Origin of the sequence: Corynebacterium hansenii (assembly GCF_030408795.1) — a bacterium.
GTDB classification, from domain to species: domain Bacteria; phylum Actinomycetota; class Actinomycetes; order Mycobacteriales; family Mycobacteriaceae; genus Corynebacterium; species Corynebacterium hansenii.
On the sequence record NZ_CP047211.1, the window covers coordinates 1433841 to 1457222 of the forward strand.

Annotated in this window: 23 protein-coding genes and 1 tRNA gene; 22 read left to right on the forward strand and 2 right to left on the reverse strand. The window is 69.8% G+C overall.

Translation table 11 applies throughout. The annotated features are described in order from the left end of the window. Window positions 1-16: 16 nt before the first annotated feature. From CHAN_RS06340 to CHAN_RS06405, 14 genes are all read left to right on the forward strand, one after another. Window positions 17-88, forward strand: a tRNA-Val gene (locus tag CHAN_RS06340). A gap of 267 nt (window positions 89-355) precedes the next feature. Then, window positions 356-904 (forward strand): copper resistance CopC family protein, encoded by a 549-nt coding sequence (locus CHAN_RS06345; RefSeq protein WP_290293382.1) that lies wholly within the window; start codon window positions 356-358, stop codon window positions 902-904. Window positions 905-909: 5 nt separating this feature from the next. Then, the gene (locus CHAN_RS06350) at window positions 910-1542 is read left to right on the forward strand and encodes a copper chaperone PCu(A)C (RefSeq protein WP_065421561.1); all 633 of its coding nucleotides are present in this window, start codon (window positions 910-912) and stop codon (window positions 1540-1542) included. A 255-nt stretch (window positions 1543-1797) separates the two neighbouring features. Continuing rightward, window positions 1798-3027, forward strand: coding sequence for a Dyp-type peroxidase (locus CHAN_RS06355; protein WP_290292995.1), 1230 nt, complete (start codon window positions 1798-1800; stop codon window positions 3025-3027). 47 nt (window positions 3028-3074) lie between these two features. Beyond that, entirely contained in the window at window positions 3075-5174 is a 2100-nt protein-coding gene (thrS, locus tag CHAN_RS06360; RefSeq protein ID WP_377748507.1) for a threonine--tRNA ligase, read from the forward strand. A gap of 19 nt (window positions 5175-5193) precedes the next feature. After that, a complete protein-coding gene (locus CHAN_RS06365) occupies window positions 5194-5751 on the forward strand; it encodes an ATP adenylyltransferase (protein WP_290293385.1) in 558 nt (185 codons plus the stop codon). 39 nt (window positions 5752-5790) lie between these two features. After that, complete coding sequence (gene pgsA, locus CHAN_RS06370) at window positions 5791-6453, forward strand: phosphatidylinositol phosphate synthase (protein WP_048743793.1); 663 nt, start codon at window positions 5791-5793, stop codon at window positions 6451-6453. Next, entirely contained in the window at window positions 6450-7397 is a 948-nt protein-coding gene (locus tag CHAN_RS06375) for a phosphatidylinositol mannoside acyltransferase (RefSeq protein ID WP_290293003.1), read from the forward strand. The genes pgsA and CHAN_RS06375 overlap by 4 nt, the downstream gene beginning before the upstream one ends. 3 nt (window positions 7398-7400) lie before the next feature. Next, on the forward strand, window positions 7401-8540 hold the full coding sequence (locus CHAN_RS06380; RefSeq protein ID WP_290293005.1) for a glycosyltransferase family 4 protein: 1140 nt from the start codon (window positions 7401-7403) through the stop codon (window positions 8538-8540). Beyond that, window positions 8537-9040 (forward strand): LemA family protein, encoded by a 504-nt coding sequence (locus tag CHAN_RS06385; protein ID WP_048743789.1) that lies wholly within the window; start codon window positions 8537-8539, stop codon window positions 9038-9040. Before CHAN_RS06380 ends, CHAN_RS06385 begins: the two co-directional genes overlap by 4 nt. Before the next feature lie 115 nt (window positions 9041-9155). Then, the gene (gene pdxS, locus CHAN_RS06390) at window positions 9156-10058 is read left to right on the forward strand and encodes a pyridoxal 5'-phosphate synthase lyase subunit PdxS (protein WP_048743786.1); all 903 of its coding nucleotides are present in this window, start codon (window positions 9156-9158) and stop codon (window positions 10056-10058) included. Window positions 10059-10140: 82 nt separating this feature from the next. Continuing rightward, a complete protein-coding gene (locus CHAN_RS06395) occupies window positions 10141-11022 on the forward strand; it encodes an acyl-CoA thioesterase (RefSeq protein ID WP_290293011.1) in 882 nt (293 codons plus the stop codon). Next, window positions 11015-11647, forward strand: coding sequence for a pyridoxal 5'-phosphate synthase glutaminase subunit PdxT (gene pdxT, locus CHAN_RS06400; protein WP_290293013.1), 633 nt, complete (start codon window positions 11015-11017; stop codon window positions 11645-11647). The genes CHAN_RS06395 and pdxT overlap by 8 nt, the downstream gene beginning before the upstream one ends. Window positions 11648-11837: 190 nt before the next feature. Further along, complete coding sequence (locus tag CHAN_RS06405; RefSeq protein ID WP_290293015.1) at window positions 11838-12599, forward strand: YebC/PmpR family DNA-binding transcriptional regulator; 762 nt, start codon at window positions 11838-11840, stop codon at window positions 12597-12599. Between the two features lie 5 nt (window positions 12600-12604). Here CHAN_RS06405 and CHAN_RS06410 read toward each other — a convergent pair whose 3' ends face one another. Continuing rightward, window positions 12605-13546 carry an aminoglycoside phosphotransferase family protein gene (locus tag CHAN_RS06410; RefSeq protein ID WP_290293017.1) on the reverse strand — a complete coding sequence of 314 codons (942 nt, stop codon included), beginning with the start codon at window positions 13544-13546 and terminating at the stop codon, window positions 12605-12607. Window positions 13547-13551: 5 nt separating this feature from the next. Then, entirely contained in the window at window positions 13552-14013 is a 462-nt protein-coding gene (locus CHAN_RS06415) for a DUF3817 domain-containing protein (protein ID WP_290293019.1), read from the reverse strand. Between the two features lie 227 nt (window positions 14014-14240). On the opposite strand from CHAN_RS06415, the gene ruvC reads away from it, so the two are divergent. The 8 genes from ruvC (at window position 14241) to CHAN_RS06455 (ending at window position 23297) form a co-directional block, all read left to right on the forward strand. Next, complete coding sequence (gene ruvC, locus CHAN_RS06420) at window positions 14241-14735, forward strand: crossover junction endodeoxyribonuclease RuvC (RefSeq protein WP_048743777.1); 495 nt, start codon at window positions 14241-14243, stop codon at window positions 14733-14735. Then, a complete protein-coding gene (gene ruvA / locus CHAN_RS06425) occupies window positions 14732-15367 on the forward strand; it encodes a Holliday junction branch migration protein RuvA (RefSeq protein ID WP_290293022.1) in 636 nt (211 codons plus the stop codon). Before ruvC ends, ruvA begins: the two co-directional genes overlap by 4 nt. Before the next feature lie 140 nt (window positions 15368-15507). After that, a complete protein-coding gene (ruvB, locus tag CHAN_RS06430) occupies window positions 15508-16557 on the forward strand; it encodes a Holliday junction branch migration DNA helicase RuvB (protein WP_290293025.1) in 1050 nt (349 codons plus the stop codon). A gap of 81 nt (window positions 16558-16638) precedes the next feature. Next, the gene (gene yajC / locus CHAN_RS06435) at window positions 16639-16983 is read left to right on the forward strand and encodes a preprotein translocase subunit YajC (RefSeq protein ID WP_053088156.1); all 345 of its coding nucleotides are present in this window, start codon (window positions 16639-16641) and stop codon (window positions 16981-16983) included. 77 nt (window positions 16984-17060) lie between these two features. Then, a complete protein-coding gene (gene secD, locus CHAN_RS06440) occupies window positions 17061-18944 on the forward strand; it encodes a protein translocase subunit SecD (protein WP_290293029.1) in 1884 nt (627 codons plus the stop codon). Window positions 18945-18946: 2 nt separating this feature from the next. Beyond that, entirely contained in the window at window positions 18947-20209 is a 1263-nt protein-coding gene (gene secF / locus CHAN_RS06445; protein ID WP_290293032.1) for a protein translocase subunit SecF, read from the forward strand. A 222-nt stretch (window positions 20210-20431) separates the two neighbouring features. Continuing rightward, window positions 20432-21043: an adenine phosphoribosyltransferase gene (locus tag CHAN_RS06450; protein WP_290293034.1), complete on the forward strand. Its 612-nt coding sequence runs from the start codon at window positions 20432-20434 to the stop codon at window positions 21041-21043. Then, window positions 21036-23297: a RelA/SpoT family protein gene (locus tag CHAN_RS06455; RefSeq protein WP_290293036.1), complete on the forward strand. Its 2262-nt coding sequence runs from the start codon at window positions 21036-21038 to the stop codon at window positions 23295-23297. The genes CHAN_RS06450 and CHAN_RS06455 overlap by 8 nt, the downstream gene beginning before the upstream one ends. Window positions 23298-23382: the final 85 nt, after the last annotated feature.

Here is a 23382-nt window from a genome sequence, read left to right on the forward strand (position 1 = left end):
AGTCCCGACTACGTGCAGTCCCATAGCTCAGCGGAAGAGCGTTCCGTTCACACCGGAAAGGTCGCTGGTTCGAACCCAGTTGGGACTACCGCAACCGCCGGAGGCCATGCCTCCGGCGGTTTTCGCATGCCCGGGGCCGTCCCGGAAGTAGCCGGGATCACCCTCGGGGTTATCGAAGTAAACGCATGGTCCGGGTACACTCGGGGGTATTCGTCGGGTTGTCAACGATCATTGCGGGAACCAATCGACCCACTGGTCCGACTACTCGTGTGGGCCGCATGAAAATCCGTGCGGTCCGCTGGGTTCCCGAGACAGATACGGCCGAGACCGGCCATGGAGGACAATGCAGGTGAGCATGCGCAAGGGTTTCATCGGGCGGGCGGCCGTCGCCGCCGTGCTCGCAACGGGGCTGGCCTTCGCGCCCGCCCTGCAGGGGACCGAGCACGCTCCGGTCGCCCACGCGCATGACTCCGTCATTGCCTCCACACCGGCCGACGGCCAGAACCTGGACGAGTTTCCCCGTCGCATCGAGATGACGTTTTCCGGCATCCCACGCGAGTCCTTCAACACGGTCGCAATCAGCAACGCGGACACGAAGGAAGTTCTGCTCACCGAGCAGCCGGAGCTCCGAGACCAGGTCATCTCCTTCGACATCCCAGAAACGTTGGATCCGGGGCCCGGCGCGTACATCGTCGGGTTCCAGATCACCTCGTCCGACGGGCACTCCACCCGCGGCAAACTGTCCTTCTCCGTCGGCGACCACCAGGTCGACGCAGGGGGAGGGTCGGACCTCGAAGAGGAAGAGGGCGTGCCCACCTGGGCGTGGGCCGCCGGCGGCGGTCTGCTCGCCATCATCCTCGCCGTAGTCGCCGGAGTGGCCGTCATTAACCGAAAGGCAGATTGATCACCATGAAGCTCCATCGCACCACCAAGGCCCTCGTCGCCGGCTCCGCCGCGATCGCCCTCGTCCTCGCGGGCTGCTCGACCGACGGTTCCAAGGACGCGGCCACCACCGACGCCAGCGCGACCACCACCGCCTCCGAGGGCACCAAGTCCGAGGCCGCGGCCCCCATCACCTTCGAGGACGCCTACATCAAGGAGAAGCCAGCCGACAAGGGCATGACCGGCGTCTTCGGCGTGCTCAAGAACAGCACCGACAAGGAGATCGAGGTCGTCGACTTCCGCGTCGAAGGTCTCAAGGAAGGCACCGTCTTCGAGCAGCACGCCACGAAGGACGGCAAGATGTTCAAGATCGAGGGCGGCCACAAGATCCCGGCCAAGGGCGAGCACGTCCTTGCCCCGGGCGATGACCACTTCATGATCATGAAGAACGATGAGGCCCTGGAGTCCGGCCAGCAGTTCACCGTCGTGCTGGAGCTGTCCGACGGCTCCACCCTGAAGCAGGACGTCGAGGTCCGCGTTCAGCCCGCGGGCGAAGAGGACTACGCCGGCGACGGCTCCCTGTCCAACCCGGGCATGAGCGACGACGGCGCCATGAAGAACATGAACAAGGAAGACGACAAGGAGCACGCCGGCCACTAAACCGGCTTGCGGGGCGGGCGTCCGGCCCCTTGGCCGGGCGGCCGCCCCTTTTCCTTTGCCCGGCGTCCGCCGCCTACCGCTTTCTTCCTTTCCCGCCGGCTTCGCCGTTTCGCGACGGTTTCCCGGCTTCGCACCGACTTCCCGGCCGCCGATCGTCGGCCGCCGAATTCTTCATTCTTCCCGGGGCTTTCCCGTCCCCCCGAAAAGCCCCTTCCGCGCATCTCCGCCAGATCCAGAACCAGGAGTACCACCCGAATGAGCAGCAACCTGTCCCGCCGTCGATTCCTCACCGGACTCGGAGCGGGCGCCGGAGCCGGCGCGCTGGGCGTCGCAGCCGCCGGCAACGCCGGCGCGATCGGTCTCGAGCGCAAGTCCGACGAGCCGGAGCGTCCGCCGCTGCAGACGCAGACCGTCGAGTTCGACGGCGAGCACCAGGCGGGCATCGCCACTCCGGCGCAGGCGAATCTGTGGCTGATCGCCTTCGACGTCAAGAAGGACGTCAAGCGCGATCGGCTCCGCGGCCTCATGCGGGTCTGGACACAGGACGCCCGGCGCATGGCGCAGGGCAAGGCCCCGCGCTCCGATCTGGAGCCGGAGATGTACTCGGCGCCCGCGAATCTGACCATCACCTTCGGCATGGGCCCCGGGTTCTTCAAGGCCATCGACAAGGAGAGCGAGCGCCCCGATTGGCTCGCCCCGCTACCGAAGTACCCGACCGACCAGCTCCGCGACGAATGGAACGACGGCGACCTGTGCCTGCAGGTCTGCTGCGATGACCCGCTGATGCTGTCGCACGCGGCGCGGTTCATGATCAAGAACGGCGCGCCCTACCTCGACGTGAAGTGGGTGCAGGTGGGCTTCCTCAACGCCAAGGGGGCGAAGAAGCCCACCGCCACGCCGCGCAACCGCTTCGGCCAGCTCGACGGCACGGTCAATCCCCGGGAGGAGCAGGACTTCGACCGCCAGGTGTGGATCGACTCCGGCCCGGACTGGCTGCGCGGGGGCTCGGCGATGGTCGTGCGCCGCATCGACATGGACATCGACGGCTGGGACATCCTCGACCGCCCCAGCCGCGAGGAAGTCGTCGGCCGCAAGCTCGACACCGGCGCCCCGCTGGGCAAGGAAAACGAGTTCGACCCCGTCGACCTCGACGCGACCGACGAGTACGGGCTGCCCATGATCGACCGCAACAGCCACGTCGCGCGCTCCATGCCGCCCAAGGAGTTCCCGAACCAGAAGCTCCTGCGCCGGGTCTACAACTTCGACCTCCCGCCGGAGCCCGACGGCCGCTTCACCTCGAACACCGGGCTGGTCTTCATCTGCTTCCAGAAGAACCCGCTGGAGCAGTTCGATCCGATCCAGAAGCGGCTCGCCGAGGCGGACCGCCTCAACGAGTGGATTTTCCACGTCGGTTCCGCCGTCTTCGCCATCCCGCGCGGCACCTCCGGCGACGAGTACTGGGCGCAGGACCTCCTGGAGGACTGACCCGGCCGGGGACGCTAAGGTTGTGGGGTCCGCGGGAGTCGCCAGGTATGCGATGCCCGCCCGATTCCGGAAAAGGAGCCACGCCAGCCGTGTCCGAACCCATCACCGTCCCCGCCCCGTTCACCGTCCCCGCAGGTGTCGCCGCCGGCGCCGCCATGCGGGATCTGGGTTACCCGAACAAGGGTCCCGACGCCATCGTCTGCGTCCGCGACCCGCAGGGTGACCTTCGAGACCTGTCCTACGTTCCGGAGACCGACGAAACCGTCGAGCCCGTCGCCGCGAACACCGAGGACGGCCGCGGGGTCATCCGCCACTCGACCACCCACGTCCTGGCGCAGGCCGTGCAGGCGGAGTTCCCCGGCACCAAGCTGGGCATCGGTCCGGCCATCGAGGGCGGCTTCTACTACGACTTCGACGTCGCGGAGCCGTTCACGCCCGAGGATCTCAAGCGCATCGAGAAGCGCATGAAGAAGATCATCAAGTCGGGCCAGAAGTTCGAGCGCTTCGTCTTCGAATCGCCCGAGCGCGCGTCCGAGGACCTGGCGGCCGAGCCGTACAAGCTCGAGCTGATCGCCGACAAGTCCTCCGGCGACATCGACGCCAACGAGGACGCGACCGTCGACGTCGGCGGCAACGAGCTGACCGGGTACCGCAACGTCAACCCCCGCACGGGCGAAACCGAGTGGTTCGACCTGTGCCGCGGCCCGCACGTGCCCACCACCCGCTACATCCCGGCGTTCACCCTGACCCGGTCGTCGGCGGCCTACTGGCGCGGCGACCAGTCCAATGCCGGCCTGCAGCGCATCTACGGCACCGCCTGGGAATCCCGGGAAGCCATGGACGAGTACCTGGACATGCTGCTGGAGGCCGAGAAGCGCGACCACCGCCGCCTCGGCGCGGAGCTGGACCTGTTCAGCTTCCCCGACGAGATCGGCTCGGGCCTGCCGGTGTTCCACATCAAGGGCGGCATCATCCGCAACGAGATGGAGCAGCACTCGCGCCGCCGCCACCTGGAGGCCGGGTACGACTTCGTCAACACCCCGCACGTGACCAAGGGCGACCTGTTCGAGCAGTCCGGCCACCTGGGCTTCTACAAGGAGGGCATGTTCCCCCCGATGCAGCTCGACGGCGAGTATGACGCCGACGGAAACTGCACGAAGCAGCCGCAGGACTACTACGTCAAGCCGATGAACTGCCCGATGCACAACCTCGTGTTCGGGTCGCGCGGCCGCTCCTACCGCGAGCTGCCCATCCGCATGTTCGAGTTCGGCACGGTGTACCGCTACGAGAAGTCGGGCGTCGTCCACGGCCTGACCCGCGCCCGCGGCTTCACGCAGGACGACGCGCACATCTACTGCACCGACGAGCAGCTCGAGTCCGAGCTCACCGACGTCCTGGACTTCATCATCTCGCTGCTGAAGGACTACGGCCTCGACGACTTCTACCTGGAGCTGTCGACGAAGGACGAGAAGAAGTTCGTCGGCTCCGACGAGATCTGGGAGCGATCCACGGCGATCCTGCAGCGCGTCGCCGACGCCTCCGGCCTCGACCTGGTGCCCGACCCGGGCGGCGCCGCGTTCTACGGCCCGAAGATCTCCGTCCAAGCCCGCGACGCCATCGGCCGCACCTGGCAGATGTCCACCGTCCAGCTCGACTTCAACATGCCCGAGCGCATGAACCTCGAGTACACGGCGTCGGACGGCTCGAAGAAGCGCCCGATCATGATCCACCGCGCGCTCTTCGGCTCGATCGAGCGCTTCTTCGGCGTGCTGCTGGAGCACTACGCGGGCGCGTTCCCGGCGTGGTTGGCCCCGGTGCAGGTCGTGGGCATCCCGGTCGCCGACGACTGCATCCCGCACCTGGAGGCCTTCGCCAAGGAGCTGAAGTCCCGCGGCCTGCGCGCCAACGTCGACGTCTCCGACGACCGCATGCAGAAGAAGATCCGCAACCACACGCAGGCGAAGGTGCCGTTCATGGTCCTCGCGGGCGCGCGCGACGTGGAGGCCGACGCGGTGTCGTTCCGTTTCCTCGACGGCTCCCAGATCAACGGCGTGCCGGTGGCCGAGGCCGCCGACCTCGTCGCCGGCTGGGTCGCGGAGCGGATCAACGATCAGCCCGACGGTGAGAACATTGCTTCGCGACGCTGACGGGAACCCCGGCGACGCCATGGTCGACCGGGGCGCCGGCGAACCCGACCGCCTGGAGCGCCTGTGGGCCCCGTACCGGATGCACTACATCACGGACAACGGAGCCGCGAAGGACGAGGGCGGTGACGGGGAGGCGGGGCCGTCGTCAAGCGGGTCCCGTTCCCGCAATCCGTTCGTCGACCTGCCCGACCGCTCGGACGAGGAAGCGCTGATCGTGGCGCGCGGCGAATTGGTCTACTGCGTGCTCAATCTCTACCCGTACAATGCCGGGCATCTCATGGTCGTGCCGTACCGCCAGGTCGCGAACCTGGAGGACCTCACCGACGAGGAGATGGCGGAGCTGATGGCCTTCGGCCAGCGGGCGATCCGCACCCTGAAGAAGGTGTCGCGGCCGCACGCGCTCAACGTCGGCTTCAACCTCGGGCGTGCGTCCGGCGGGTCGGTGGGGGAACATCTGCACATGCACGTCGTGCCCCGGTGGTCCGGCGACTCCAACTTCATGACCGTCATCGACGGCGTGAAGGTGCTTCCGCAGATGCTCCGCGACACCCGCGCCATCCTGGCGGAAGCCTGGTAAGACCCCGAACACCCCCGAGGACCAACCGAGAGGACCCCGATGCTCAGCGTCCACGGCCGCAGGCCCATCGCTCCAGTCGTCGAGCCGATCGCGCGCGCGCTGAACTCGATGGGCGTGTCTCCCAACGTGATGACGGTGTTCGGGACGGTCGCGGCGATCGCGATTTCGGTGACGCTGATCCCCACGGGGCACCTGTTCGCCGCGGCCGTGCTGACGGGCCTCTTCGCCGCGTTCGATCTGCTGGACGGCACCATGGCGCGGCTGCGCGGCGGGGGCACGCGGTTCGGCGCGGTGCTCGACGCCAGCTGCGACCGCATCACCGACGGCGCGCTGTTCGGCGCGATCCTGTGGTGGGTCATGCACTCGCACGGGGCACCTGGCCACCTCTTCGTCGCGGTGGTCGTCTCGCTGGTCGCCGGGCAGGTCACGTCGTACGTCAAGGCCCGCGCGGAGGCGTCGGGCTTCAAGGTCGTCGGCGGCCTGGTGGAACGGCCGGAGCGTCTGATCCTCGCGCTCGTGGGCATCGGGCTGGAGGGCCTCGGCGTGCCGTGGGCCATCGAGATCGCCATGTGGGCGCTGGCCGCCGGGTCGGTGTTCACGGTGGTCCAGCGCCTGGTCATGGTCGGCCGCGGCCCCGGCGCCGGAGACACCATCGCCCCGCCGGCCGGCGTCGACGACCAGCCGGCGGGGGAGCGCGCATGAGGTTCCCCCGCACCCGGGAGGATCTGGCCGCGCTCGGCTACCTCGCCGGTTGGAAGATCGCGGGCAAGCTGCCCGAACGGCCGGTGCTCTGGGCGGCGAGGAAGGCGGCCGACCGCTTTTCCGGCGATGGCGAGGGCCCCGCGCAGCTGCGCGCGAACCTCGCGCGGGTGACCGGGCTGCCCGCCGCCGAGGTGCCGGACGCGCTGGTGCGGGAGTCGATGCGCAGCTACATGCGCTATTGGGTGGAGGCCTTCCGCCTGCCGACCATCGCCGGCCCGGAACTCGCCGACCGCGTCGGAGAGATGATCCGCGGCCGCCACCTGCTCGAGGAATCCGCCGCCGCCGGCCGCGGCGTCATCCTGCTGGTCACCCATTCCGGGAATTGGGACATGGCGGGCATGTGGGTCGCGCACCGCTTCGGCGGTTTCACCACGGTCGCCGAGCGCCTGCGGCCGGAGGAGCTTTACGACGCCTTCGTGGAGTACCGGGAGAGCCTCGGGTTCGAGATCCTGCCCCTGACCGGCGGGGAGCCGCCGATGGCGGGATTGCGGGCGAGGTTGGACGACGGCGGGATCATCGCGCTGGTCGGCGAACGCGACTTCGGCGGCCGCGGGGCGGAAGTCGACTTCTTCGGCGAAAAGACCGTCATGCCCATCGGCGCCGCGCAGCTGGCCCGCGACACCGGCGCCGCCCTCCACGTGGCTGGCCTGTGGTTCGACGGCGACGAGTGGGGCCTGAAGGTGCATCCCGCCGTCGCCGCCGAGGGCCGCGAGATCGGCGACATCGTGCAGGAATGCGCGACGCTGATGGAATCCGACATCGCCGCGCACCCCGCCGATTGGCACATGCTGCAGCCCCTGTGGCGGGCGGACCGGGAAGCGCGGCGGCGTCGTAAAGCAGAGGCGCGGGAGCGCCGCGGGGCGACCGGCCGGGCGGGGGACTGAGCCATGCGCATCGGAATGGTCTGCCCCTACTCCTTCGACGTGCCCGGCGGCGTGCAGGCGCACGCCGTGGACCTGTGCGAGGAATTCCGCGCGCGGGGGCACGAAGTCAGCCTGATCGGGCCCGCCGGCCCCGCGGCCGACGTGCCCGACTTCGTGGTGCGAGGGGGCCGGGCCATCCCCATCCCGTACAACGGATCGGTGGCGCGGCTGGCGTTCGGCCCGGTGACGGCGCGGAAGGTGCGCCGGTGGATCGCGGAGGGCGATTTCGACGTCCTGCACATCCACGAGCCGAACTCGCCGAGCTACTCCATGTTGGCCGTGCGCGCGGCGGTCGGGCCGATCGTGGCCACGTACCACTCCGCGGCGACCCAGTCCCTGGCGCTGAAGGTGGCCACCCCGTTCCTGCGGCCCATGCTCGAGCGCATCCGCGGCGGCATCGCGGTGTCCGAGGTCGCGCGGCGCTGGCAGGTGGAGCAGCTCGGGGGAGACCCGGTGCTGGTGCCCAACGGCGTGCGCGTCGCCGAATACGCGGCCGCGCCCGATGCCGCCGACGTGCCGGAGATCGGCGCGCCGGCGCCCGGCGCGAAGCGGCTGGTGTTCCTGGGACGCTTCGACGAACCCCGCAAGGGCCTGCCGGTGCTCCTCGACGCCGTGCCCGCCATCCGGCGGGTGTTCCCGGACCTGGAGATCCTGGTCATCGGCGACGGCGACCGGGCCCAGCCCGTGCGCAGGGCCGGCGAGCACGCCGACGTCCTGCGCTTCACGGGCCGCGTCTCCGAGGAAGCTAAGGCCGCGGCGCTGAAATCCGCGGACGCCTACGTCGCCCCGCAGCGCGGCGGCGAGAGCTTCGGCATCGTCCTCGTGGAGGCCATGGCCGCCGGCGCCGCCGTCATCGCGTCCGACCTGGACGCCTTCCGGCTCGTGCTGGACGACGGCCGCTTCGGCGACCATTTCCGCAACGGAGATTCCGCCGACCTCGCGCGCACGGCCATCGCCCTGCTTTCCGACGACGACCGCCGCGCCTCCCTGGTGGCGGCGGGGCATGATCGGGCATGGGAGTTCGACTGGTCGGCGATCGCCGATAAGGTCCTGCAGGTCTACGACACCGTCCGCATGGACGGGGAGAAGGTGGTGGTCTCGTGATTCTCGTGCCGTGGTGGGCGGTCCTGCTCGCCGTCCTGGCCGTCTTCCTGCTCGTCGCCGCACTGCTCGCGTCGGCGACCGCGACGCGGCTGAACCGGATGCACGTGCGCACGGACCTCGCGCGCGCGTCGCTGGAGGCCGCCCTCGGCCGCCGCGGGGCCGTCGCCCGCGCCGCCTACCCCGAGTTGGGCGCCGACGTCGCCCGGGCCGAGGCCCGCCGGTTGACCGCCGCCGACCCGCATGACCGCGCGGACGCGGAAAACACCCTCGGCGCCAAGCTCGCCGAGGCCCTCGCGGCGCGCCCGCCGGAGCCGGCCCTGGCCATCGAGCTCCACGACGCGACCACCCGCGTCGAGCTGGCCCGCCGCTTCTACAACGAAGCCGTCACCGACACGCGGATGCTGCGCATGCGGCCGCTGGTCCGCGGCCTCCGTCTGGCGGGCACCGCTCCGATCCCGGAGTACTTCGACGTCTCCCTCGAGGCGCCCCACAACCGTTGAACGCAGTTCGGGGCCGATAGACGGGCCGGTCTATCGGCGGGTCTATAGTTGGTGGGCACCGGGCTTTCGGCGCCCGGGACGAACACCGGATTGAACCTCCAGAAAGCAGGTTTCGTTGACCACCTCCGACAACAACACCAGCCACGGCACCGCCCGCGTCAAGCGAGGCCTGGCCGAGATGCTGAAGGGCGGCGTCATCATGGACGTCGTCACCCCGGAGCAGGCGAAGATCGCCGAGGACGCCGGCGCCACCGCCGTCATGGCCCTCGAGCGCGTGCCGGCGGACATCCGCGCCGAGGGCGGCGTGTCCCGCATGTCGGACCCGGACATGATCGAGGGCATCATCGACGCCGTGTCCATCCCCGTGATGGCCAAGGCGCGCATCGGCCACTTCGTCGAGGCGCAGGTCCTCGAGTCCCTGGGCGTCGACTTCATCGACGAGTCGGAGGTCCTCACCCCCGCCGATTACGCCAACCACATCGACAAGTTCGATTTCACCGTGCCGTTCGTCTGCGGCGCCACGAACCTGGGCGAGGCGCTGCGCCGCATCAACGAGGGCGCCGCCATGATTCGCTCGAAGGGCGAGGCCGGCACCGGCGACGTGTCCAACGCCGTCACCCACATGCGCACCATCCGCGGGGAGATCAACCGCCTGAAGTCGATGGCCCCCGACGAGCTGTACGTCGCGGCCAAGGAGCTGCAGGCTCCCTACGAGCTCGTCCGCGAGGTCGCCGAGAAGGGCAAGCTCCCGGTGGTGCTGTTCACCGCCGGCGGCATCGCCACCCCCGCCGACGCCGCGATGATGATGCAGCTCGGCGCCGAGGGCGTCTTCGTCGGTTCGGGCATCTTCAAGTCCGGCAACCCGTCGGAGCGCGCGAAGGCGATCGTGCAGGCCACCCAGCATTACGACGACCCGAAGGTCATCGCGGACGTGTCCCGCGGCCTGGGCGAGGCGATGGTCGGCATCAACGTCGACGAGATCCCGCAGCCGCACCGCCTGGCCGAGCGCGGCTGGTAGAACCGCCCGCCCGCCGCCCGCCCAAGCGCCCGCACGCCGCCCGGCTGCGCGGCGCGCGGGCGCATGGGCGATACTGGGGAACATGCCTGACATCCGCGAAGTGCTCGACCTCGAGCGCATCGACCGCGACATCTACCGCGGCCCCGTCATCGAATCGGTTCTGCAGCGCACGTTCGGCGGCCAAGTCGCCGGGCAGGCCCTGGCGGCGGCGACGCGGACGGTCGATTCCGAGTTCACCGTCCATTCGCTGCACGCCTACTTCGTCGGCCCCGGGCGCCCGCACATCCCCACGACGTATCTGGTCGACCGCATCCGCGATGGGCGGTCCTTCGTCCACCGCCACGTGCGCGCCGTGCAGGACGGCCGGACCATCTTCATGATGCAGGCCAGTTTCCACCGCCGGGGCGATTCCGGCATCGAGCATTCGGACAGGATGCGCGACGTCCCCGATCCCGAGGACGTGCCGGTCGACGTGTCCAAGATGTCCCGCGGGCGCCGCCTCCTTTTCCAGGAGTGGTCGGACTGGGACATCCGCGTGGTCCCGCCGGAGCTGTACTCGCAGAACCCGTACACGCCGTCGCAGCAGGTCGTCTGGTTCCGGGCCAAGGAGGAGCTGCCCGACGACGACACGTTCCACGTGTCCACGCTGGCGTACATGTCGGACATGACGTTGCTGTCGTCGGCGAAGGTCCCGCACCCGGGCGTGAAGGTCCAGGAGGCGAGCCTCGACCACGCGATGTGGTTCCTGCGGCCGTTCCGCGCCGACGAGTGGCTGCTCTACGACCAGGTGTCTCCCTCGGCCCACGCCGGTCGCGCGCTGACCCATGGGCGGATCTTCAACAGAGCCGGCGATCTCGTCGCCGTCGTCACGCAGGAGGGCCTGACCCGCCACCTGCCGCCCGGCATGCAGCCGGTGCCGTTCACCCCCGCGTCGCGGTCGAGGCTGGGGGAGAACATTGACTGACGCCGCGAATGTCGCGGGGGCGGGTCCGGTCGTCGGCGTGCTGGCGCTGCAGGGCGGCGTCGTCGAGCACGAGCGCGTCCTCGACGAACTCGGCGTGGCGCACCGCAAGGTCCGCCTGCCGGAGCATCTCGACGGCCTGTCCGCGGTGATTCTGCCGGGCGGGGAGTCGACGACCATGTCCAAGCTCATGCGGTTCAACGGCCTGCTCGGGCCGCTTTCCGACGCCCTCCGGGACGGGCTCCCCGCATTCGGCACGTGCGCCGGGATGATCCTTCTGGCGTCGACGGTGCTGGATACCCGGGAAGACGCGGTGCAGCTCGGCGCGCTCGACGCGACGGTGCGGCGCAACGCCTTCGGCCGACAGGTGGATTCCTTCGAGACGGACCTGGCCTTCGCGGGCATCGACGGCCCCGTGCCCGCGACGTTCATCCGCGCGCCGTGGGTCGAGTCCGTCGGCGACGGCGTCGAGGTGCTGGCCACGGTGCCGGAGGGCCCGGCGGCCGGCGCGATCGTCGCCGTGCGCGATGGCTCGGTGATGGCCACCAGCTTCCACCCGGAGGTCGACGGCGACGTCCGCGCCCACCGCCTGTTCCTGCGGGAGTGCGCCGGCCTCGAGGTGGGATGAGGGGGCTGGCCCGATGCGGGTCGGGGCGGCGCCCTGCTGCGGTGCGATCGCGCCGCGTCATCCGATGTGCGGGTTTCGCCGGGTCGGGCCTGTATAATCGGCACGACCGCCGGAAAGGGTCCGGCGGACCGGTCGCCCCGGTCGAGGGGAGACCGGCATCCTCGAGACAAAAGGGAGTTTGGACCAGCAGATGGCGGGCCATTCCAAGTGGGCGACCACCAAGCACAAGAAGGCGGCCAACGATGCCAAGCGCGGCAAGGAATTTGCCAAGCTGATCAAGAACATCGAGGTCGCGGCGCGCACCGGCGGTGGTGACCCCTCGGCGAACCCGACGCTGGACGACATGATCCGCAAGGCCAAGAAGGCCTCGGTCCCCAACGACAACATCGAGCGCGCCCGCAAGCGCGGCTCCGGCGAGGAAGCCGGCGGCGCGGACTGGGAGACCATCGTCTACGAGGGCTACGCCCCGGGCGGCGTGGCCGTCATCGTGGAGTGCCTGACGGACAACCGCAACCGCGCGGCGTCCGACGTGCGTTCGGCGTTCAACAAGCAGAACGGCAACATGGGCGACTCGGGTTCGGTGGCGTACATGTTCGAGCGCAAGGGCGTCGTGATCGTCCCCAAGGGCGGCGACGCCGGGCTGACCGAGGATGACCTGCTCATGGCCGTCCTCGACGCCGGCGCGGAGGAGGTCAACGACCTGGGCGAGAACTTCGAGGTCGTCAGCGCATTCACCGACCTGATGGCCGTGCGCACGGCTCTGGTCGACGCGGGCATCGAATACGACTCCGCGGAGCAGGATTACCGCGCGGCCACGGAGGTCGCCCTGGACGCCGACGGCGCGAAGAAGTTCCTGCGCCTGGTCGACGCCCTGGAGGATTCCGACGACGTGCAGAACGTGTACTCCAACGCCGACATTTCCGACGAGGTCCTCGCGGAGCTGGACGCCTAGGCGGTTCAGCGCACCCAGGGCGCCCGACGCCCCCGCGCCGACTCCAGCGCGCGCCCGAACAGGGCGCGCGCAGTCGTTTCCGGGGTTCTTCCGGTGGTCAGGTGGTCGGCCATGAGGAACACCGCGTCCCACCGCGAGTAGATCGCGGCGCGGCGCTCCAGGTCGGGGTCGGCGGCGGCGAGGTCGGAAATCACGCGTGCGTGCAACTCGGGGGAGATGCCCGCCAGATGGGCGACGTCGATGGCGGGGTCGGCCAGGGTCATGTCGGAGAAGTCGATGAGGCCGAGCCGGCCCCGGCGGCGGTCACCGTCCCACCTCAGGTGCGTTTCGTGCAGGTCGCCGTGGATCAGCCGCGGCGGCACCGGCTCATCGATGAACGTGGCCCCGGCCTCCGCCATGATCGCGCGGGCCGCGTCCGCATCGCGGGCGCCGAGGATCGGCAGGACGTGCTCGTCGACCGTGCGGGTCAACTTTTGGTGCTTGACCGGGAACCATGAAGCCCCTACGTCGGGCATGGAGGGTGCGTCGTCGCCCAGATGGTGCACGACGTCGAGCGTCCCCGCGAGATCCGCCGCGAGGGCTTCCCGTGGGCCGTCGTCAAGCGAGTCCCAGACCTCCTCCGTCAACGGGTACCCGGCGACGTGCGTGGCCAGCGTCAGGCTGCCGCCGTCGGTGGCCAATGCGCGCGGCACCCGGGCGGGCGCCCGCTCCGCGATCGCGGCTAGCACCCCGGCCTCCAGGTCGGCGCGCCCGACGACGCCGGGGGCGATGGCCAGGCGGGCGACGACGGTGGGGTCGGACGCGCCAGGAACGCCGGAAACCCCGGACAGGACCGCGACGTGGTGGTCGAGGCCCTGCTCGGGGAAATCGGCGCGCTCCCACGCCAATTCGGGGAAGGCGGTGCGGACCGCGTCGAGGACGTCGCGGCCGGGGGTCGGGGAATTCACGGCGGTCAGGCGAACCACTCGGTCGGCGGGCCGGCGTTGAGCAGCAGCGCGAAGACGACGGCGACGCCGGCGACGATGGCCACCGCGGCGGCCAGCGGGTTGCGCACCACGGGGGCGAGGATCTTCTCCGGGAGCGTGCGCGGGGTCTCGTCGGTGTCGCGGAAGCGCCACGGGCCGTCGAGCTTGCCGGCGCGCTCGGTGGAGCGCTCGAAGGGCACCGTCATGTAGGGGATGATCGTCGAGGCGAGGCCCAGGATGCCGCGGCCGGTGGACCAGCCCTGGTTGATCCACACGAGGATGGTCACGGCGCCGTAGGACAGGAACACGAACCCGTGGATCGAGCCGCCGATGGTGGTGGCCAGCGGCATGTCGGCGGCATACTTCAGGATGATGCCGATGATGAGGATGGTCCAGGTGACCATCTCGGCCTGGGCGAGCTTCCGGTACAGGGTTTTGGGCGTGTCCATGACCCAAGAAACTACGTGGTGGCGGCGGCCTCGACCAAGACGGGAGGTGGCCTCATACTTTCGATTGCCCCTGCGCCGGGTGCGGTTCCCGCGCGTGCTTTGCGACGCGGGCGCACACGTGTTCGGATGATGTGGTATGAATGGGGCGGACGAGAGCGGGCGCGGATGCCCGCCGGGCGGATAGCGGCGCGAAAGCGGGAAGCGGGGCAGCGGTGGCCATTCGGGTCATGGGGATCGATCCGGGTTTGACGCGGTGCGGTCTGTCGGTCGCGGATGGCGGCCGGGGCCGGGCCGTGACCCCGGTGGCCGTCGGCGTGGCCCGCACGCCGGCCGACGTCGAGCTGCCCGAGCGGCTGCTGCGGTTGTCCAATGCCGCCGAGGAATGGATGGACCGGTACGAGCCGGACGTGGTGGCCATCGAGCGGATCTTCGAGCGCGGCAACGTGTCCACCGTCATGCAGACGGCGCACGGGGTCGGCGTGCTCATGCTCGCCGCGGCCCGGCGTGGGCTGCCGGTGCACATGTACACGCCGTCGGAAGTCAAGAAGGCGCTGACGGGCAACGGCCGCGCGGACAAGGCGCAGATGACCACCATGGTCACCAGGATCCTGGGGCTGTCCGAACCCCCTAAGCCGGCGGATGCCGCCGACGCCCTGGCGTTGGCCATCTGCCATTGTTGGCGCGCGCCGCTGCTGGCCCGCGCGAAGGAGGCATTGCGATGATCGCATCCGTGCGCGGCACCGTCATCGACATGGGCGCGTCCCACGTCGTCGTCGAATGCGGCGGCGTGGGCCATCTGGTCACCGTCACGGCGCGGACGGCGGCGACGCTGACCCGCGGCGAGGAGGGTTTTCTGCTGACCACGCTGGTGGTCCGCGAGGACGCGATGACGCTGTACGGCTTCGCCGCGGCGCCGGAGCGCGAGATGTTCGAGTTGCTGCAGACGGTGTCCGGGCTCGGGCCGCGGCTGGCGATGGCCGTGCTGCAGGTCCTCGACCCGGCCGACGTGGCCGCCGCGGTGGCCGGCGGCGACGCGAAGCGGCTGCAGGCGGCCAACGGCGTGGGCAAGCGGATGGCCGAGCGCATGCTCGTGGAGCTCAAGGACAAGGTCGCGTCCTTCGCCGCACCGACATCGGCGGATGCGGCGGGTTCGGGAGCGGGCGCCGCGGACGGCCGTCCCGGCGCCAACGCGAAGGGCCCGGCGGCCGACGCCGATCAGGTGGTCGGTGCCCTCACGGGCCTCGGTTTCAGCGAGCAGGAGGCCTCGGCCGCCGTCGAAGAAGTTCTGGCGGCGGACCCCGCACTCGATACCTCGGCGGCGCTCCGCGCGTCGCTCAAGGCGCTGGGTGCCTGAGCCAGGCGCTGGGTGCCTGAGCCGGGGCCGACGCGAGTGACCGGGCAGCCGCGGCCGACGCGGGTGACCGGGCAGCTGCGGCCGGTGGCGACGACGGCGGACGGGATGGCGAAGCGTGAAGGGGAATAGGATGACTGATCATGTCTGATGTGGAGCGCACCGAGTTCAACCTCACCGGCCCGCGCGACGTCGATGCGCGCGCCCAGTCGGCCGAGGTCGATGCCGAGGTCAGCCTGCGCCCGAAGTCGCTCGACGAGTTCATCGGGCAGCCGAAGGTGCGCAGCCAGCTCGAGCTCGTCCTCGGCGGCGCGCGCGGCCGGGGAGTGACGCCCGACCACATCCTGCTGTCCGGTCCGCCCGGCCTGGGCAAGACGACGATGGCCATGATCATCGCCCAGGAACTCGGGACCTCGCTGCGCATGACGTCGGGCCCCGCACTGGAGCGGGCCGGCGATCTCGCTGCGATGCTGTCGAACCTCATGGAGGGCGACGTCCTCTTCATCGACGAAATCCACCGCATCGCGCGCCCGGCCGAAGAGATGCTCTACATGGCCATGGAGGACTTCCGCATCGACGTCATCGTGGGCAAGGGACCGGGCGCGACCTCCATCCCGTTGGAAATCCCCCCGTTCACGCTGGTGGCGGCGACCACCCGTTCGGGCATGCTCACCGGCCCGCTGCGCGACCGCTTCGGCTTCACGGCCCAGATGGAGTTCTACGACGTCCCCGATCTGACGAAGGTGGTCACCCGCGCCGCAGGCATCCTCGGCGTGGAGGTAAGCGCCGACGCGGCCGTGGAGATCGCATCGCGCTCGCGCGGCACCCCGCGCATCGCCAACCGCCTGCTGCGCCGCGTCCGGGACTTCGCCGACGTCCACGCCGGGGGAGTCATCGACCTCGGCGCCGCGAAGGCGGCGCTGCTGGTCTTCGACGTCGACGAGCTCGGCCTCGACCGGCTGGACCGCGCCGTGCTCGACGCCCTGGTCCGGGGCCACGGCGGCGGGCCCGTCGGCGTCAACTCCCTGGCGCTGGCGGTGGGCGAGGAACCCGGCACCGTGGAGGAAGTCTGCGAACCGTACCTGGTGCGCGCCGGAATGATCGCCCGCACCTCCCGGGGCCGCGTGGCCACCACCACGGCGTGGCGGCACCTCGGCCTCGAACCGCCGGAAGGCGCCATCGGCCTGCGCTGAAGCCGGCCGGCGGAGTGACGCACGTCTCAACGGGCGGTGGGATCGCCGTGGCGCGGGGGTCAACCGTTAGACTCTCCGCTCATGGACCCGATTCTTCTCCTGATCCTCATGGTCGTTCTGCTGGCGCTGCCCATCTGGACGACCTTCCGCCAGAACAAGCAGCTCCGCCAGATCCGCGAGATGCAGTCGCGTCTCGCCCCGGGCGCCGAGGTGCTCACCGGCTCCGGCCAGCACGGCATCGTGGTCGCCGTGGACGAGAAGACCGTTGATCTGGAGATCGCGGAGGGCATCGTCACTCGTTGGGAACGGGCCGCCATCGTCCGCAACGTGAACGAGGAAGAGGCCAAGGCCGCCCCGCAGGCCAACCAGCCGGCGACCGAGCCGGAGGCCACCAACCGCAACGCCACCGGAGACGACGCCGCCTAAACCAGGCGCACCGGCCCGTCGCATGGCGCGGGCCCGACCCGGAGTCCACCGACCCCGCACACCCCCAGGAGTTACCCTTGGCAAGCTCATCCCGCGGCGTCAACCGCGGTTTCCGCGCGAAGTGGCCGCAGTGGTCGCTGCTGCTGTTCGTGGCCTTGCTCGTGCTGACCTACGCCCTGGTGTTCTTCACCGGCAACCGTGAGGCCACGCCGAAGCTCGGCATCGATCTGCAGGGCGGCACCCGCGTCACCCTGGTCCCGCAGGGCGAGAAGCCCACGCAGGACCAGCTCGACCAGGCGCGCCGCATCCTCGAAAACCGCGTCAACGGCATGGGCGTCACCGGCGCGAAGGTCGTCGCCGACGGCGACACGCTCGTCATCACGGTTCCGGGCGAGGATTCGCAGGAGGCCCGCGCCCTCGGCCAGACGTCCCAGTTGTTCTTCCGCCCCGTCGCCTCTCCGGGCAACCCGGACGAGGCTGCCCTGGCCGACGTGGCCAAGAAGATGGCGGAGGACTGGGTTTCCGTCGGCCTGCTGACGCCCGAGGAAGCCAACGCGAACCTCAAGGAGCTTCACGAGCAGTGGGGCAACAACACCAAGCAGCGCCGCGAGGCCTTCGAAAAGCAGAACCCGGGCCAGCCGGTGCCCGCCGACCTGCAGCGCGATCTGGGCGAGGTCCCGACGGTCGGCGTGAAGGCCGCGCCCGAGCCCGCGAACTCCGTCGAGGCCGCCGAGCGCCGCGAAAAGGTGCGCGACGTCCTCCTGGACTCCCGCCAGTCGGATGATCCGACGAAGCTGTTCGCTGCGACGACGCTGATGCGTTGCGAGGACCCGAAGGCGCCAGACCCGCTCGCCGGTTCCGACGACCCCGCCAAGCCGCTGGTCACCTGCGACCCGAACAACCCGGGCGGGGCGATGCTGCTCGACCCGGCCCCGCTGCTCGTCGGCGAGACAGACCAGATCCACGGCAAGCGCCTGTCCGGCGACGACATCGATACCGATGCCCCGATCAACGGCGGCTACAACCAGCAGGCCGGCGGAGTCGAGGTGTCCTTCAAGTTCAAGTCCGGCCAGGGTGACGCCGGCGCCGCCACCTGGACGAAACTGACCACCGACTACCTGCAGCGCCAGGTGGCCATCGTGCTCGATTCGCAGGTGCTCTCCGCTCCGAGAATCAACGAGGCGACGCCGGTTGGCCGGGCCACCAGCATCACGGGCAACTTCTCCATCGGGGAGGCCCAGGCGCTGGCGAACAACCTGCGCTACGGCGCGCTGCCGCTGAGCTTCGCCGGCGAGGACGGTGAGCCGGGGGGCACCGCGACGACCATCCCCGCGACCATGGGTGCCGCGTCGCTGTCGGCGGGCGTGCTCGCCGGCCTGGTCGGCATCGGTTTGATCGTGCTTTACGCCCTTGCGCTGTACCGCGGCCTCGGCGCCATTTCGATCCTCTCGCTGGCCGCGTCCGGCGCCATGGTCTACGGCGTTCTGGTCCTCCTGGGCCGATGGATCGGCTACTCGCTGGACCTGGCCGGCATCGCGGGCATCATCATCTCCATCGGCACCACCGCGGACTCGTTCATCGTGTTCTTCGAGCGCATCAAGGACGAGCTGCGCACCGGCCGGACGTTCCGCTCCGCGGTGCCGCATGCGTGGCGCAGCGCGCGCCAGACGATCCTGGCGGGCAACTTCGTGTCCGTCATCGCCGCCGTCGTGCTGTACACGCTGGCCGTCGGCGACGTCCGCGGTTTCGCGTTCACCCTCGGCCTGTCCACGGTCTTCGACATCATCACCGCCTTCCTGGTCACCGCGCCGCTGGTGATCCTGGCGACGCGCAAGTTCCCGTCGCTGGCGAAGCCGTCGCTCAACGGGTTCGGCGCCGTGATGGAGCTCGCTTCGGACCGTGGCGCCAACCGTCGTAAAGCGGGCCGGTCGGCCCGCACCGAGTACCAGGAGGTGAAGTAGCCATGTCGGACATCCGCGACAGCGCACGCACCAATTCCGCCATCGCAGTCGACGAGCGCGACAAGGCCGTCGCCGACCGGGGATTCTTCACCCGGCTGTACACGGGTTCGGGCGGCATCGACGTCATCGGCAAGCGGCGCAAGTGGTACCGGATCACCGCGGCGCTGCTGCTGTTGTGCATCGGCGCGATGGCCTTCCGCGGCTTCGCGCTGGGCATCGAATTCGAAGGCGGCACCCGCATGACCATGCCGCCGGCGAACGTGACCGAGGAGCAGGCGCAGGACGTCTTCGAGAAGTCCACCGGCGTCGAGCCGAAGCTGGTGCAGATCATCGGCGCCGGCGACGCCCGCGTCCTGGAGATCACCTCCGAGCGCCTCGGCGAGGAGAAGATCGCCGACGCCCGCCGGGCCCTGTTCGACGCCTTCCAGCCGGTCGACGCCTCGGGTACCCCTTCACCGGACGCGATCGGCGATTCGACGGTCTCCGAGTCGTGGGGCGGTTCGGTCACCGAACGGATGATCCTGGCCATGGCGGCGTTCCTGGCGCTGGTGTTCGCGTACATCGCCATCCGCTTCGAACGGGACATGGCCATCGCGGCGATCGCGGCGCTGATCGTCGACGGCATCGTCATCGCCGGCATCTACTCGCTGGTGGGCTTCGAGGTGACGCCGGCGACGGTCATCGGCCTGCTGACGGTGCTGTCCTTCTCGCTGTACGACACCGTCGTCGTCTTCGACAAGGTCCGCGAGAACACCGCCGGCTTCCGCCAGTCCACGCGCCGCACCTACGCGGAGCAGGTCAACCTGGCGGTGAACCAGACCATCATGCGTTCGATCAACACCACGGTGTCGTCGCTGCTGCCGATCCTGGCGCTGATGGTCATCGCCGTCGGCCTGCTGGGCGTGGGCACGCTGAAGGACCTGGCGCTGGTGCAGTTCATCGGCATCATCCAGGGCACGTTCTCGTCGATCTTCCTGGCCGCGTCGATCCTGGTGTCGCTGAAGCGCCGACAGAAGGCATACGCCGCGCACGACCGCAAGGTCGCCGAGGCCCGCGAGTCTGGCACCGCTCCGGAGTTCCCCGGCTCGGCGGAGGGCGCCGACGGTGCGCTTGACGACGACGCCGCGCGACTCGACCGGCCGCGCCGCCCGATCGTGACCCCCACCGCGCCGAATCGCCCGAGGCCGGCCAGCTACTTCGCCGACCACGGTGGCGAAGACGGTGGCGACGACCCGCGACCGTCGACGTGGCGGCCGGGGCGCTGACGCGACCCGCCGCGGCACCCGCGGCATGAGCGGGGGACCCGCCCGGAAAGCACCATGCTTTCCGGGCGGGTCTTTTCGCTGCCCGGTGGCCGGAACGAGGGAGGGCAGCGCGCGGGCCGATGCGTTCGAGTTCCGCGGAGCGTGGAAAGATGGGGGTAACGTTGTCGCGACAACGCAATTTGGTGACGTCATGTTCCCGTTTCCCCGAAAGCGAGGATCCCCGTGGCATATGAGAACGCGCGGGCCGCATTGGACGATCTGATTCGTCTGGTGCCCGATTTTCCGACCGAAGGCGTCCTCTTCGAGGACCTGACCCCGGTGCTCGCGGATCCCGAGGGATTCCGCCTCATCGTCGATGAGGTGGCGGAGGCGTGCACGGGATTCGGGGCCGACGTCATCGGAGGCCTGGATGCCCGCGGTTTCCTGATCGGCTCGGCGGTCGCGTACCGCATGGGGCTCGGCGTGCTGGCGGTGCGCAAGAAGGGCAAGCTGCCCCCGCCGGTGCACACGGAGTCCTACGACCTCGAGTACGGCTCGGCGGCGCTGGAAATCCCCGCTTCCGGCCTCGACCTGACCGGCAAGCGCGTGGTCCTCGTCGATGACGTGCTGGCCACCGGCGGCACCATGGCCGCGGCGCGTTCGCTGCTGGAGAAGTGCGGCGCGACGGTGACCGGCCTGTGCGCGGTGCTGGAGGTGCCAGGACTCGGCGGCCGCGACAAGCTGTCGGAGCTGCCGCTGTACGTGGTGAACGGGTCCGGCGGTGTCAACGGGTCCGGCGGTGAACCGGCCGGCGAGACCGCCGGCGCACCTGCCGTTGGGGCGGAGAATGGCTGATCGTTCGCCGCGCCGCTATGGCGCACGCCTTGCGCGGAGCCTGACCGGCGCGCGCACGAAGGTCAACCCGGTCCTCGATCCGCTGGTGGCCATCCACCGCGAGGTCCATCCCCGCTCCGATCTGTCGCAGCTGCAGCGCGCCTACGACGTCGCGGAGAAGCTCCACGAGGGGGTCAAGCGGAAGTCGGGGGAGCCGTACATCACCCACCCGCTGGCGGTGGCGACCATCGCGGCGGAGATCGGCATGGACACGACCACGCTGGTCGCGGCGCTGCTCCACGACACGGTGGAGGACACCGACTATTCGCTGGACGACCTCACCCGCGATTTCGGGCCCGAGGTCGCGCGTCTGGTCGACGGCGTGACCAAGCTGGACAAGGTCGCGTTCGGCTCGGCCGCCGAAGGCGAGACGGTGCGCAAGATGGTCGTGGCCATGAGCCAGGATCCGCGCGTGCTGGTGATCAAGGTCTGCGACCGCCTGCACAACATGCGCACCATGCGTTTCCTGCCGCCGGAGAAGCAGGCGAAGAAGGCCCGCGAAACCCTCGAGGTCATCGCCCCGCTGGCGCACCGCCTGGGCATGGCCAGCGTCAAGTGGGAGCTGGAGGACCTGTCCTTCGCCATCCTCTACCCGAAGAAGTACGACGAGATCGTGCGCCTGGTCGCCGACCGCGCCCCGCAGCGCGACCGGTACCTGAAGCAGGTTTCCGACGAGGTCACCGCCGACCTGCGCGCCGCGCACATCGAGGCGAAGGTGATGGGGCGGCCGAAGCACTATTGGTCGATTTACCAGAAGATGATCGTGCGGGGGCACGACTTCGACGAGATCTTCGACCTGGTGGGCATCCGCGTTCTCGTGGACACCACCAAGGACTGCTACGCGGCGATGGGCGCCGTGCATTCGCTGTACCAGCCGATGCCGGGCCGCTTCAAGGACTACATCTCGGCCCCGCGCTTCGGCGTCTACCAGTCGCTGCACACGACGGTGATCGGCCCGGGCGGCAATGCGCTGGAGGTGCAGATCCGCACCCACGAGATGCACTACAACGCCGAATACGGCATCGCCGCCCATTGGCGGTACAAGGAGACCAAGGGCTCGCACAAGGGCGACGCCGCCGAGGTCGACCAGATGGCGTGGATGCGCCAGATGCTCGACTGGCAGCGCGAGGCCGCCGACCCCAACGAGTTCCTCGACTCGCTGCGTTACGACCTCGCGTCCAACGAGATCTTCGTGTTCACGCCGAAGGGCGACGTCATGACGCTGCCCGTCGACGCCACCCCGGTGGACTTCGCCTACGCCGTGCACACCGAGATCGGCCACCGCTGCATCGGCGCGAAGGTCAACGGCAAGCTCGTCGCGCTCGAGTCGGCCCTGAAGACCGGTGACCGGGTCGAGGTGTTCACCTCCAAGGACCAGCATTCGGGCCCGTCGAAGGACTGGGCGACGTTCGTGAAGTCGCCGCGCGCCAAGGCGAAGATCCGCCAGTGGTTCGCCAAGGAGCGCCGCGAGGAGGCCCTCGACGCCGGCCGCGACGCGCTGGCGGCGGAGGTCCAGCGCGGCGGGCTGCCCATGCACCGCCTGTTCACGCCGCAGACGATGAAGCAGATCGCCTCGGAGCTGAACTTCGCCGACGTCGATGCGCTGTACACGGCCATCGGCGAGGGCGCGGTGAGCGCGAAGCACGTCACCAACCGCCTCATGGCGCAGTTCTCCAGCAAGGACGACGCGGAGGATCAGCTCGCCGCGCGGACGCCGCTGTCGAAGCTGCAGGCGCCGGAGAAGCGCCGCCGCGCCGATGGCGTCGGCGTGCTCGTCGCGGGGTCGGCGGACATGATGGCGAAGCTGGCCAAGTGCTGCACCCCGGTGCCCGGCGACAAGATCTTCGGCTTCGTCACCCGCGGCGGCGGCGTCAGCGTCCACCGCACCGACTGCACGAACGCCGCGAAGCTGAAGGAGGAGCCCGAGCGACTCATCGAGGTCGAGTGGGCCAGCGACTCCTCGGGCGCGGTCTTCACCGTGACCGTGCAGATCGAGGCGCTCGACCGCCACGGCCTGCTGTCGGAGATCACCCGCACCATCAGCGAGCAGAAGGTCTCCATCATCGCGACGTCCTCGCACACCGCGGAAGATCGCGTGGCCGTCATGCGCTTCACGTTCGAGGTCTCGGACATCAAGCAGCTGGGCTACATCATCTCCGTCCTGCGCGGCGTCGAGGGCGTCTACGACGTCTTCCGCGTCACCAGCGGCGGGTAGTCGCTTGACGACGAAAACCGGCCCCGCACGCGATGTGCGGGGCCGGTGGCCGTCGTGAAGCGGATCGCCGGGGACGGGGCCGGGA